Source organism: Pseudomonas canadensis (assembly GCF_000503215.1).
Lineage (GTDB): Bacteria > Pseudomonadota > Gammaproteobacteria > Pseudomonadales > Pseudomonadaceae > Aquipseudomonas > Aquipseudomonas canadensis.
The window spans coordinates 567842-580668 of sequence record NZ_AYTD01000017.1 but is presented as its reverse complement, the minus strand read 5'-3'; the positions used below and the strand labels follow the sequence as shown (position 1 = coordinate 580668).

Here is a 12827-nt window from a genome sequence, read left to right as displayed (position 1 = left end):
GCGGGCCACTTACTGTGGTGAGCGAGCTTGCTCGCGCTGGGCTGCGTAGCAGCCCCAGTCCAGGCGACGCGTTCTTTCAGGTTTGGCGATGTGAGGCATGGGGCCGCTACGCAGCCCAGCGCGGGGCGAGCCCGCTCACCACGCTAAGCCCGATCACCACAGCGAGCCGGTCACCATGGGTGCAGGGCTCAGCTTTCCAGCCAGACGTCCCGCGCCCAGTGCCACACCGATTCCCAGGTTTCCTCGGTGACGATTTCTTCTTCGCCAGACCACAGCACCACAGTGCCGTCTTCCTCAACGCAGTAGTAGTCGTCGCCGTCCTGGCAGATCGGGATCAGGCTACGATCAACACCGGCGTCCCAGGCGTTGGCGGCCACGTCCGGCAGGTAGGTGTGGGATTGCGGGTCGGTGACGGTCACCGGCTCCAGGCTGCCGTACACCACGTCGCTGACGGTCAGCAGGAATTCACGAAAGACGAACGGGATGTCGATGAACAGTTGTTCCTCGATTTCCACCAGTTGGTCTTCGTCAGGCAGCTCCAAAGGAACCGGGACCGGTTCGTTGGCTTCACGCAATTGTTCGATGATTTCTTCCACGGCCGGGATCCTCTTGCTAGATGGCGCGGTTTATAGGGGCGTTTTATACAGTAGCTCGCTATAAGTGCAACCGTGAAATAGAAAACCCCGGACAGGTCCGGGGTTTTTTGTAACTGCTTGCTCACGCGTGCAAGGATCAGCCGTTCTGGCGGATACCGGCGACCAGCCAAGGCTGGTTGTCGCCCTGGGCACGTTCCATGTTCCAGCTTTCGCTGAACACTTCGCCCTGGTCGAAACGCGAGGTCTTCGACACACCGCTGAAGGTCAGGGTGGCGATAGTCTTGTCGGCGCGGTCATCCACACCTTCCAGCTGGACGCGCAGGTCGTCGATGTAGGTCGACTGGAAAGCATCGCCAATGTCGGCACGTTCGCGCTTGAGGAACTCCAGCAGTTGCGGGGTCACGAACTCGGCGATCTTGTCCATTTCGTTGGCGTCCCAGTGCTGCTGCAGGGACTGGAAGTGGCTACGGGCCGCTTCGACGAAACGCTCTTCGTTGAACCAGGCCGGCGCGTTGATCACCGGACGGGCCGCAGCAGGTGCTGCCGAACCACCGAAGATCGAACCCATGGCTGGTTTTTGCTCGAACACTTCACGTTGCATCGGCGCGCCGGCTGGAGCCAGGTGCTCCTGCTGCTTGCGGCGACGAGCGGCGATAAAGCGAAAGATCACAAAGGCGATGACCGCCAGGATCAGCATGTCGAAGATCTGCATGCCCTGGAAGCCGCCACCCATGAACATGGAAGCGAGCAGGCCACCGGCGGCGATACCGGCCAGGGGGCCCAACCAGCGCGAAGCACCGCCGGCCTTGGCAGCGGCGCCAGCAGCACCGGCTGCGCCGGCGGTCGCGGCTGCACCGCCCATGCCGCCGGCGGATGGAGCCATTTGGCTGGTCTGGTGAGTCGGTGCCGCACCGGAACTTTTGCCGCCACCGAAGCGTTTGGCGTTGGCGTCGATGCTCATCGTCAGGCCGATGCACAACGCCATGGCGATGCTAAGAAAACGTTTCATAAAGGGAATTCCCATTTGTGGATTGCACGCGCGCCATGTTGCACAGGTGGAGTGACAGTGGCTAGCGACATAATGTTTCGGGCTTTTGCGTAAGATCGATTCAGAAGGGTCTGTAGGACTAATTACAGATATTGGCCCGAGCGGGTAAAAAACAAGGGAGGGGCGCGATTCTTCACCTTTTGGAGCCCGGCTTGCCGGCGATAGCAATCTTAAGGCCGCTATCGCCGGCAAGCCGGGCTCCTACAATAAAGGTGCAGTGTTTCAGATGGCTTCGAGCTTCGCGTAACCCATCATCAGCCATTTGCTGCCTTCGGCGAAATTCACCTGCACTCGCGCCTGGGCGCCCGCGCCCTCGAAATTGAGGATCACGCCTTCGCCAAACACTGAGTGCCTTACCTGCTGGCCAAGGCTGAACTGGGTTTCCGGAATCTCGGAACCGGCAAACAAGGTGCTGGCGCTCTGCTGCTGGCCACCACCGAACGGGCGGCTGACACTGTTGGACAGGCGCACTTCCTGGATCAGACCCTTCGGCACTTCACGTACGAAGCGCGACACCTTGTTGTAGGTCTCGCTGCCGTACAGGCGTCGGGTCTCGGCGTAGGTCATCACCAGGTTCTGCATGGCGCGGGTGATGCCCACGTAGGCCAGGCGGCGTTCTTCCTCAAGCCGGCCGGGTTCTTCCAGGCTCATCTTGTGCGGGAACAGGCCTTCTTCCATGCCCACCAGGAATACATAGGGGAATTCCAGGCCCTTGGCGCTGTGCAAGGTCATCAGCTGGATGCTGTCTTCATGCTCATCCGCCTGAGTATCGCCGGCTTCCAGCGAGGCATGGCCGAGGAACGCGGCCAGCGGGGTCAGTTCCTCGTCTTCCTCGGTGTTTTCGAACGCACGGGCGGCGCTCACCAGTTCTTCAAGGTTTTCTACCCTGGCCTGGCCTTTCTCGCCTTTTTCCGCTTCGTGGTAAGCGATCAGCCCGGACTGTTCGATCACCGTCTGGGTCATCAGGTGCAACGGCATTTCCGCGCACTTGGCCGCCAGGTTCTCGATCAGCTCGACAAACACGCCCAAAGCGCCGGCTGCGCGGCCGGTCAGGCCTTTGTTGACGATGAGCAAGCGCATGGCTTCCCACATCGACACATCGGCATGGCGCGCATGGTCACGAATCGCTTCGACGGTTTTCTCGCCGATGCCACGCGCCGGGATGTTGATCACCCGCTCCAGCGCCGCATCGTTGCCGCGGCCTTCCAGCAAGCGCAGGTAAGCCATGGCGTTCTTGATTTCCGCACGTTCGAAGAAGCGCTGGCCACCATAGATGCGGTACGGAATGCGCTCGCGCAGCAAGGCTTCTTCCAAGACCCGCGATTGGGCGTTGGAACGGTACAGAATCGCAATGTCGCTGCGCGCCAGGCCGGTCTTCAGCGCGCTTTCGATGGTTTCCACCACGTAACGCGCTTCATCGTGCTCGTTGAACGCGGCGTACAGGTTGATCGCCTCGCCTTCGCCGCCGTCGGTCCACAGCTCTTTGCCCAGGCGCCCGGTGTTATTGGCGATCAAGGCGTTGGCGGCCTTGAGGATCCCGGCGGTGGAGCGATAGTTCTGTTCCAGGCGGATGGTCACCGCGTCCGGGAAGTCTTCGGAATACTGATAGATGTTCTCGATTTTCGCGCCACGCCAGCCGTAGATCGACTGGTCGTCGTCGCCCACCACCATCAGGCTGTCACCGCCCTTGGCCAGCAGGCGCAACCAGGCGTACTGCACGGCGTTGGTGTCTTGGAACTCGTCCACCAGGATGTGGCGGAAGCGTTTCTGGTAATGGGCCAACAGGCCTGGGTTGTCGCGCCACAGGTCGAGGGCGCGCAGCAGCAGCTCGGAGAAGTCGATGACCCCGGCGCGCACGCAGGCAGCCTCGTAGGCTTCATAAATGCTGCGCATGGTGGCCAGGAACAAATCGCCGCTGGCCTGGATATGTTGCGGGCGCAGGCCTTCGTCTTTCTGGCCGTTGATGAACCATTGCGCCTGGCGCGCTGGCCAACGCTGTTCGTCGAGGCCGAGCTCGCGGATCACGCGCTTGACCAGGCGCTGTTGGTCATCGCTGTCGAGGATCTGGAAGGTCTGGGCCAGGCCCGCCTCCTGCCAGTGCGCCCGCAACAGGCGGTGCGCCAGGCCGTGGAAGGTGCCTACCCACATGCCGGCCGGGCTGATGCCCATCAACTGTTCGATGCGGTGGCGCATCTCGGCAGCGGCCTTGTTGGTGAAGGTCACCGACAGGATGGAATGCGGGGACGCGTTTTCGACCTGGATCAACCAGGCGATACGGTGCACCAGCACTCGGGTTTTACCGGAGCCAGCACCGGCCAGGACCAACTGACGGCCAACGGGGGCCGCTACGGCCTGGCGTTGGGCATCGTTGAGGGAGTTCAGCAAAAGGGAGAGATCATCGCGCATCGGCGCATTCTAGGGTGCCCGGGGGAGTGGGGCAAATACCAATGCCGGGTGGTCGACGGAAAACCGCCAGGCTGATGACCGGTCGGTCAATGGCCACAGCCCGCGCGGCGTCTCGCTCAAGCCGTCTGGCCCGGAAGTTTGCGCTGCGCGACCGTGCAGTTTTTATGACGCAGAGCAGTTTGGCCCAGGCGCTTGCTTGTGTATGCTCCGTCGACGTTTCGGGCTCACCATTATAAGAACACTGCCTATGACCCTCAGCACTGACCTGCTCGGCCCCTCAGCGGCCCCCGCGCAGGTTCTTCGCAAACACTACGCCACGGAGATGGCGGTCGAGCGCACGCGCCTGCTGTATCAAGGCTCGCTGCTGCCGACCCTGTTGATGCTGGTCAATGGCCTGGTCTGCGCCTGGCTGTTGTGGAACCCCAAGCAATACCTGCTGGACAGCATCTGGCTGGTCTGGCTGCTGGCCCTGGTGGCGATGCGCGTGATCCAAGTGGCGGCGTTCGATTCGGCCATGCCCAGTCGCCAGGCCCAACCGGTGTGGCGGCGTATGTTCATGCTCGGCTCGGCCGTCAGCGGCCTGACCTTGGCTACGGCCGCCATCGCGCTGGTGCCGGTGGACAGCTTCATGCAACAGGCCTGGGTGTTCGGCCTGATCGGCGCGGCGACGCTGTCGGCCAGCGTGGCCTATGCCGTGAGCTTGCCGGCGTTCTTGTCGTTTGCCTTGCCGTGCCTGGTGCCGGCTATCGTCTATTTGTTCTGGACGGGCGATCCGCAGCAGCGCGGTTGGGGCGTGCTTGGCCTGATCCTGCTGGCGTCCTTGAGCCTGGTGGCGTGGCAGGTCAATCGCCTGATCCAGCGCGGGCTGTTGCGACGTTTTCAGAATCAGGCGTTGATCGAGCATCTGCAACAGGCACAACAGCGCAGCGAGCAGCTCAATCAGGAGTTGGTGCGCGAAGTTGAACAACGTCGTCAGGTCGAGCAAGAACTGCGCGAAGCCCAGATCGGCCTGCAAGACCGCGTGGCCCAACGCAGCCAGGAGCTTGACGCTGCCAGCCTTGCCCTGAATAAAAGCGAAGCGCGCCTAGCCATGGCGCTGCAAGCCAGTGAGTTGGGCCTGTGGGACTGGAACCTGCAAACCGACGAAGTCCATCACACGCAGCTCAAGGAACTGTTCGGCCTGGAGCCGGAATACGTCACGGCGATGCTCAGCCACCTCAAGCCGCGCCTGCATCCCGAAGACCTGCCGCTGCTCAAGCGTGCCTTGGTGGAACACCTCAAGGGCCGCAGCGAGGACTACCAGGTGGAATACCGCGTGCGCCACGGCGATGGGCACTGGGTGTGGATCGAAGACCGTGGCCGCGCCGTAGAGCGCACGCCCAGTGGGCGGGTGACGCGCATGCTCGGTACACGCCGCGATATCACTGCCGGCAAGGCCCTGGAAGAACAGCAGCGTTTGGCATCGACGGTATTCGAGGCCGCCAGCGAAGGCATCGTGATCCTTGACCCCGACTACAAGCTGATCGCCGTGAACCAGGCGTTCAGTCGTGTCACCGGCTTTGAAACCGACGACATGATCGGCCGCAATGTGGTCGAACTGCCCAGCAGCCGCGATGCTCGTCGCCACTTCCCGGTGATCCGCCAGGCGTTGCTCAGCCACGGCACTTGGCAGGGTGAGCTGGTGGAAACGCGCAAGAACGGCGAGCTGTACCCGCAGTGGCTGCAATTGAATGTGGTGCGCGATATCCGGGGAAACGTCAGCCACATCGTGGGCTTCTTCGCCGATCTCTCGGCGCGACGTGAGTCCGAAGAGCGCATGCGCTACCTCACGCATTACGACGAATTGACCGGCCTGGCCAACCGCTCGCTGTTCCGCGAACGGCTGCGCGAGGCCCACCAGCGGGTCCGCCAGGGCGGGCGTAGCCTGGCGCTGCTGCACATCAACCTCGACCGCTTCAAGCTGCTCAATGACAGCCTGGGTCATGAAGTCGCCGACCAACTGCTGCAAAAAATGGCGCGTCGCCTGATCAATGCGTTACCCGAGGCTGACACTATTGCTCGTCTGTCCGGGGATGAGTTCGCCGTACTGTTCGACGCCTACGGCAACCTGTCGAGCCTGGCGCGGGTCGCCACGCGGCTGCTGGCCAAACTGCGGGTGCCGGTGACGGTGGAAGGGCATGAGCTGGTGGTGAGTGCCTCGATGGGCGTCAGCCTGTTGCCGGACAATGCGCGGGAAATTTCCGCACTGGTCAGCCAATCCAACATGGCCATGCAGCATGCCAAGCACCTGGGCGGCAATAACTTCCAGTTCTACACCGACAGCCTGCAAGCCAGCACGCTGGAGCGTTTGCAACTGGAAAACCACTTGCGCAAAGCCATTGAGGAGCGCCAGCTCACGGTGTTCTATCAGCCGAAACTGTGCCTGGCCACCGGCAAGTTGAATGCCGCTGAAGCGTTGATCCGCTGGGAGCATCCGCAGTGGGGCATGGTGCCGCCGGGAGACTTTATCGGCCTGGCCGAAGAGACCGGCCTGATCGTGCCGCTGGGCGAGTTCGTGCTGCGCGAGGCCTGCTGGCAGGCGTGTGAATGGCAGCGCCAGGGCCTGGCGCCGATCCGGGTGTCGGTGAACCTGTCGGTGCATCAGCTGCGCCAGGGCAAGCTGGTCAGCCTGGTGCGCCAGGTGCTCGAAGAGACCGGCCTGGATCCGCAGTACTTGGAGTTGGAGCTGACCGAAAGCCAATTGCTCGACAGCGTCGAACACATCATCGCGACCTTCCAGCAACTGCGGGACCTGGGCGTGAAGCTGGCGATCGACGATTTCGGCACCGGTTATTCGTCCCTCAGCTACCTCAAGCGCATTCCCGTGGACTACGTGAAGATCGACCAGACCTTCATCCGTGGGCTGGGCCAGGGGCGTGAAGACGCCGCTATCACCCGCGCCATTATCGCTATGGCCCACGGCCTTGCGCTCAAGGTGGTGGCTGAAGGCGTGGAAGATCAGCAGCAGTTGGATTTCCTGCGCGGTGAGCGTTGTGACGAAGTGCAGGGCTATTTGATCAGTCGGCCGATGCAGGCCGAAGGGCTGGCAGATTTGTTACGGAAAAATGCGGATTTTTCCCAGTGATGCCTGGGGCGCCCCTGTGGCTACAACTTGGCCGCCCCTAGATTCAAAGGGGAGCAGGGCGATTTAGTGACGCGTCGGACGGGCAAAACGACAATTCTTGTAGTATAACTACAAGCTTGCTACATCCCTGGCCCTGCCCATAACAAGAGTCCTGCCCTTTGAACCTGTTGCAACATATCGCCCAGTCGCGCCACCTGTTACGCAAATCGGAACTCAAGGTTGCCGATCACGTGCTGCTTGACCCTGCGGCTGTGATGCACAGTTCCATGGCCGACCTGGCGCACAGCGTGGGCATCAGCGAACCGACCATCGTGCGCTTCTGCCGCGCTATTGGTTGCTCCGGGTTCCAGGACTTGAAACTCAAGCTGGCGCAAAGCCTGGCCGCTGGCGCCAGCTTCGGCCAATTTGCGATCCATGAAGACGACTCCGTCGCCGACTACAGCCTGAAAATCTTCGACACCACCTTGCACACCCTGATGGAAGTGCGCGAGAAGCTCGACCCGGTGGAGTTGCAAAAGGCCGTGACCGCCATGTCCCAGGCCCAGCGTGTCGAGTTCTATGGCTTTGGCGCTTCGGGCGCGGTGGCTGCCGATGCCCAGCACAAATTCTTCCGTTTGCTGCTCACCGCCGCGGCCTACAGCGACCCGCACATGCAAGCCATGTCGGCGGTGACCTTGAAGCCTACGGACGTGGCCATCTGCATTTCCCAGTCGGGGCGCTCCAAAGACCTGCTGATCACCGCCAACCTGGTACGTGAAAGCGGTGCGTCGTTGATCACCCTGTGCCCGAGCCAGACGCCGTTGGCGGAACTGTCTACGGTCAACCTGGCGATTGACGTGCACGAAGACACCGAGATCTACACGCCACTGACTTCGCGCATCGCCCACCTGGTGGTGATCGACGTGCTGGCGATGGGCGTGGCGATGGCGCGTGGGCCGAGCCTGGTCAACCACCTCAAGAGCGTGAAGCGCAGTTTGCGTAGCCTTCGCCTGTCGCCCAAGTCCGTCAAAGCATTGGATGATTGATCAAACTTTCATCAGTTTGTAATCCCCGCGCCGCCAAACCGTCATCGCCCAGGGCCATCCTGAACTCCCCGCACTCGCATTGGGAGACTCCAAATGGCCCGGCCCTACGAAGACAGCAACAGCTCCGTTAAAACCCGTCGTCAGCAGGAAGACCAACGCCGCATGGCGTTCCGTCGCGCAATCGAAGACCGTTGCGAGGAGCGCCAGTTGCTCCAGAGCATCAGTGACTACCCGGAACTCCACTGGCAGGCACCCGCGGCTGCCCAGCGAAACGCTCAGCCAGCGCGCTGATCTGCACCCTTTCGCTGCGGATAAAGCCCAGGAACGCATGGGCTACCGGTGACAGGCGCTTGGCCTTGGCCTGTACCAGGCACCAACTGCGGTACAGCGGCAGCTCTTCCACCGGCAGCTCCTTGAGCCCGCCGGTGGCCAGTTCCATGTTGACCGCGTGACGCGTCATCAGCGCCACGCCCAACCCCGCGCATACACACTCACGCTGCGCCTCGGCCGAGGCCACTTCCACCGTCTGGGTGAAGTGCACGCGTTTCTCCTTGAAATACTCCTCGCACGCCAGTCGCGTACCGGAACCCGGTTCGCGCACTAGCAGTGTGTAGGGTTCCAGATCCTGCAGGCGCAGCGGCCCTTGCAGGCTCAGCGGGTGATCGGGTGGCGCCACGGCGACGATCGGGTTGTTGAGGAACGGCAGGAATTCCAGGCCCATGTCCTGAGGCACCATGGACATGATCACCAAGTCATCGCGATTGTCCGAAAGCCTGCGGATCACCTGGGCGCGGTTCACCACCGTGAGGTGTAACTGCACTTCCGGGTGCTGGCGCTTGAAGGCGGCAAACAGGTGCGGCACGAAGTACTTGGCGCTGGACTCAATCGCCAGCTTCAACTGGCCTTGCAGCGAACCCTGCATGTCCGACAGCTGCATATCGAGGTTTTCCAGGCGCCCGAAAATGTCGCGACTCGCCCGCTGCAAGGCTTCAGCGGCCTCGGTCATGTAGAGCTTTTTGCCGACATAATCGAACAGCGGCTGCCCGATCAGCTCTTCCAACTGGCGAATTTGAAGGCTAACGGCGGGTTGTGTGAGGGACATTTCCTCGGCAGCGCGGCTGTAGGAGCGCAAATCGCACACTTCATTGAAGATTTGCAATTGACGCAATGTCATACGCATCAATGACTTACGCATTTTTAGCACACTCCCGTCGAACCTGATGAGGTCAACTATAAGTCTTTACTTATGCACGACCCAATAATTATTGATTTTTGTTAATCCCTCTGCGGGCTTAGTGTGTGTCTCGCGACTGTCATGAAACATTTGGTCACGCGCCGACCCGGATCCAGCGGGTCAAAAAACGCAGCAATCGGCTCAAGGGAATTTCCAAGTGATAAAAAAGATCCTGATCGCCAACCGTGGTGAAATTGCCGTACGAATCGTGCGTGCCTGCGCCGAGATGGGCATTCGCTCGGTCGCGGTCTACTCCGACGCCGACCGCCACGCGTTGCACGTCAAGCGTGCCGACGAAGCCCATAGCATTGGTGCAGAGCCGCTGGCTGGCTACCTGAACCCGCGCAAGCTGGTGAACCTGGCGGTGGAAACCGGTTGTGATGCGCTGCATCCCGGCTACGGCTTTTTGTCGGAGAACGCCGAACTGGCGGACATCTGCGCCGAACGTGGCATCAAATTCATTGGCCCGTCGGCGGAAGTGATTCGCCGCATGGGCGACAAGACCGAAGCGCGACGCAGCATGATCAAGGCCGGTGTGCCGGTCACGCCGGGCACCGAAGGTAACGTTGCGGACATCCACGAAGCACTCACCGAAGGCGACCGCATCGGTTACCCGGTGATGCTCAAGGCCACCTCCGGTGGTGGTGGCCGTGGTATCCGTCGCTGCAACAGCCGCGAAGAACTTGAACAAGCCTTCCCGCGTGTCATCTCCGAAGCCACCAAGGCCTTCGGTTCGGCGGAAGTGTTCCTGGAAAAGTGCATCGTCAACCCCAAGCACATCGAGGCGCAGATCCTCGGTGACAGCTTCGGCAACGTGGTGCACCTGTTCGAGCGCGATTGCTCGATCCAGCGTCGTAACCAGAAGCTCATTGAAATCGCTCCAAGCCCGCAACTGACACCGGAACAGCGCGCCTACATCGGCGACCTGTCGGTACGTGCCGCCAAGGCGGTGGGCTACGAGAACGCCGGCACCGTGGAGTTCCTGCTCGCCGAGGGCGAGGTGTACTTCATGGAGATGAACACCCGCGTGCAGGTGGAACACACCATCACCGAAGAAATCACCGGGATCGACATCGTCCGCGAACAAATCCGCATCGCCTCGGGCCTGCCGCTGTCGGTGAAACAGGAAGACATCCAGCACCGTGGCTTCGCGTTGCAGTTCCGTATCAACGCCGAAGACCCGAAAAACAACTTCCTCCCGAGCTTTGGCAAGATCACCCGTTACTACGCGCCCGGCGGTCCTGGCGTGCGCACCGACACGGCGATCTACACCGGCTACACCATCCCGCCGTTCTACGACTCCATGTGCCTGAAACTGGTGGTGTGGGCGTTAACCTGGGAAGAAGCCATGGACCGTGGCCTGCGTGCCCTGGACGACATGCGCCTGCAAGGCGTGAAGACCACCGCCGCCTATTACCAGGAAATCCTGCGCAACCCGGAATTCCGCAGCGGCCAGTTCAACACCAGCTTCGTTGAAGCCCACCCTGAACTGACCAACTACTCGATCAAGCGCAAACCCGAAGAGCTGGCCCTGGCCATCGCCGCCGCCATCGCCGCCCACGCAGGCCTGTGAGGAATACAACAATGTCCAAGAAAATCTTTGTCACCGACACCATCCTGCGCGACGCCCACCAATCGTTGCTCGCGACCCGCATGCGCACCGACGACATGCTGCCGATCTGCGACAAGCTCGACAAAGTCGGCTACTGGTCCCTGGAAGTCTGGGGCGGCGCGACCTTCGACGCCTGCGTGCGCTTCCTGAAAGAAGACCCGTGGGAGCGCCTGCGCAAACTGCGCGCCGCGTTGCCCAACACCCGCCTGCAAATGCTGCTGCGCGGCCAGAACCTGCTGGGCTACCGCCACTATAGTGACGACGTGGTCAAGGCATTCGTGGCCAAGGCCGCCGTTAATGGCATCGACGTATTCCGCATCTTCGACGCCATGAACGACGTGCGTAACCTGCGCGTGGCCATCGAAGCGGTGAAAGCCGCCGGCAAACATGCCCAAGGCACCATCGCCTACACCACCAGCCCGGTGCACACCGTTGAAGCGTTCGTGGCCCAGGCCAAGCAACTGGAAGCCATGGGTTGCGATTCCATCGCGATCAAGGACATGGCCGGTCTGCTGACGCCATATGCCACCGGCGAACTGGTCAAGGCGCTGAAGGCCGAGCAGGCCCTGCCGATCTTCATCCACTCCCATGACACGGCTGGTTTGGCCGCGATGTGCCAGCTCAAGGCCATCGAAAACGGTGCCGACCACATCGACACCGCCATTTCCAGCTTCGCCTGGGGCACCAGCCACCCAGGGACCGAGTCGATGGTCGCCGCCCTTAAAGGCAGCGAATTCGACACCGGCCTGAGCCTGGAACTGCTGCAGGAAATCGGTCTGTACTTCTACGCCGTGCGTAAGAAATACCACCAGTTCGAAAGCGAATTCACCGCCGTCGACACCCGTGTGCAAGTCAACCAGGTGCCGGGTGGGATGATTTCCAACCTCGCCAACCAGTTGAAAGAGCAGGGCGCACTCAATCGCATGAGCGAAGTGCTGGCCGAAATCCCGCGCGTACGTGAAGACCTCGGCTTCCCGCCTCTGGTGACGCCGACCTCTCAGATCGTCGGCACCCAGGCGTTCTTCAACGTGCTGGCCGGCGAGCGCTACAAGACCATCACCAACGAAGTGAAGCTCTACCTGCAAGGCGGCTACGGCAAGGCGCCTGGCACCGTGAACGAGAAGTTGCGTCGCCAGGCCATCGGCAGTGAAGAAGTGATCGACGTACGCCCGGCCGACCTGCTCAAGCCGGAAATGACCAAGCTGCGCGGCGAAATCGGCGCGTTGGCCAAGTCCGAAGAAGACGTGCTGACCTACGCCATGTTCCCGGACATCGGGCGCAAGTTCCTCGAAGAACGCGACGCCGGCACCCTGACGCCGGAAGTGCTGTTGCCGATTCCTGAAGCCGGCGGCGTGGCCCGTGCCGGTGGCGAAGGCGTGCCGACCGAGTTCGTCATCGACGTGCACGGTGAAAGCTACCGCGTGGACATCACCGGTGTGGGCGTGAAGGCTGAAGGCAAGCGTCACTTCTACCTGTCCATCGACGGCATGCCGGAAGAAGTGGTGTTCGAACCGCTCAACGAGTTTGTCAGCGCCGGCGGCAGCAAGCGCAAGCACGCCACTGCGCCGGGTCATGTCAGCACCGCAATGCCGGGCAATATCGTAGACGTGCTGGTCAAGGAAGGCGACGTGGTCAAGGCCGGCCAGGCCGTGCTGATCACCGAAGCCATGAAGATGGAAACCGAAGTGCAGGCAGCGATTGCCGGCAAGGTGGCCGCCGTTCATGTGGCCAAGGGCGACCGGGTCAACCCTGGCGAAATCCTGATTGAAATCGAAGGCTGAT

General features: G+C 61.5%; 9 protein-coding genes. 5 read left to right on the top strand and 4 right to left on the bottom strand.

The features are described 5' to 3' along the window. Positions 1-188: 188 nt before the first annotated feature. The 3 genes from U367_RS0121420 to uvrD form a co-directional block, all read right to left on the bottom strand. Complete coding sequence (locus tag U367_RS0121420; RefSeq protein ID WP_028618538.1) at positions 189-596, bottom strand: SMI1/KNR4 family protein; 408 nt, start codon at positions 594-596, stop codon at positions 189-191. Between the two features lie 136 nt (positions 597-732). Further along, the gene (locus U367_RS0121415) at positions 733-1605 is read right to left on the bottom strand and encodes a Tim44 domain-containing protein (protein WP_028618537.1); all 873 of its coding nucleotides are present in this window, start codon (positions 1603-1605) and stop codon (positions 733-735) included. 261 nt (positions 1606-1866) lie between these two features. Next, positions 1867-4050, bottom strand: a complete 2184-nt coding sequence (uvrD, locus tag U367_RS0121410; protein ID WP_028618536.1) for a DNA helicase II — start codon at positions 4048-4050, stop codon at positions 1867-1869. 247 nt (positions 4051-4297) lie between these two features. Between uvrD and U367_RS0121405 the strand changes: the two genes are divergently transcribed. The 3 genes from U367_RS0121405 to U367_RS1000000132420 all read left to right on the top strand — a co-directional run bounded on the left by U367_RS0121405 (position 4298) and on the right by U367_RS1000000132420 (position 8490). Next, positions 4298-7174 (top strand): EAL domain-containing protein, encoded by a 2877-nt coding sequence (locus tag U367_RS0121405; protein ID WP_028618535.1) that lies wholly within the window; start codon positions 4298-4300, stop codon positions 7172-7174. Between the two features lie 158 nt (positions 7175-7332). Further along, the gene (hexR, locus tag U367_RS0121400) at positions 7333-8199 is read left to right on the top strand and encodes a transcriptional regulator HexR (protein ID WP_003177007.1); all 867 of its coding nucleotides are present in this window, start codon (positions 7333-7335) and stop codon (positions 8197-8199) included. A 93-nt stretch (positions 8200-8292) separates the two neighbouring features. Continuing rightward, positions 8293-8490, top strand: a complete 198-nt coding sequence (locus U367_RS1000000132420) for a PA3496 family putative envelope integrity protein (RefSeq protein ID WP_073860054.1) — start codon at positions 8293-8295, stop codon at positions 8488-8490. On the opposite strand, the gene U367_RS0121390 is transcribed toward U367_RS1000000132420, so the two are convergent. Then, a complete protein-coding gene (locus tag U367_RS0121390; RefSeq protein WP_028618533.1) occupies positions 8420-9394 on the bottom strand; it encodes a LysR family transcriptional regulator in 975 nt (324 codons plus the stop codon). The genes U367_RS1000000132420 and U367_RS0121390 overlap by 71 nt on opposite strands. A 196-nt stretch (positions 9395-9590) precedes the next feature. On the opposite strand from U367_RS0121390, the gene U367_RS0121385 reads away from it, so the two are divergent. Together U367_RS0121385 and oadA are read left to right on the top strand one after the other, a co-directional pair. Continuing rightward, complete coding sequence (locus tag U367_RS0121385) at positions 9591-11006, top strand: acetyl-CoA carboxylase biotin carboxylase subunit (RefSeq protein WP_016978663.1); 1416 nt, start codon at positions 9591-9593, stop codon at positions 11004-11006. Positions 11007-11017: 11 nt separating this feature from the next. Then, positions 11018-12826, top strand: a complete 1809-nt coding sequence (gene oadA / locus U367_RS0121380) for a sodium-extruding oxaloacetate decarboxylase subunit alpha (protein WP_028618532.1) — start codon at positions 11018-11020, stop codon at positions 12824-12826. Position 12827 lies beyond the last annotated feature (1 nt).

Bases quoted from the DNA above. Each gene is read 5' to 3' on its own strand.
- U367_RS0121415 (WP_028618537.1), bottom strand. From the start codon at position 1,605: ATGAAACGTTTTCTTAGCATCGCCATGGCGTTGTGCATCGGCCTGACG.
- U367_RS0121405 (WP_028618535.1), top strand. From the start codon at position 4,298: ATGACCCTCAGCACTGACCTGCTCGGCCCCTCAGCGGCCCCCGCGCAG.
- uvrD (WP_028618536.1), bottom strand. From the start codon at position 4,050: ATGCGCGATGATCTCTCCCTTTTGCTGAACTCCCTCAACGATGCCCAA.
- U367_RS1000000132420 (WP_073860054.1), top strand. From the start codon at position 8,293: ATGGCCCGGCCCTACGAAGACAGCAACAGCTCCGTTAAAACCCGTCGT.
- U367_RS0121390 (WP_028618533.1), bottom strand. From the start codon at position 9,394: ATGCGTAAGTCATTGATGCGTATGACATTGCGTCAATTGCAAATCTTC.
- oadA (WP_028618532.1), top strand. From the start codon at position 11,018: ATGTCCAAGAAAATCTTTGTCACCGACACCATCCTGCGCGACGCCCAC.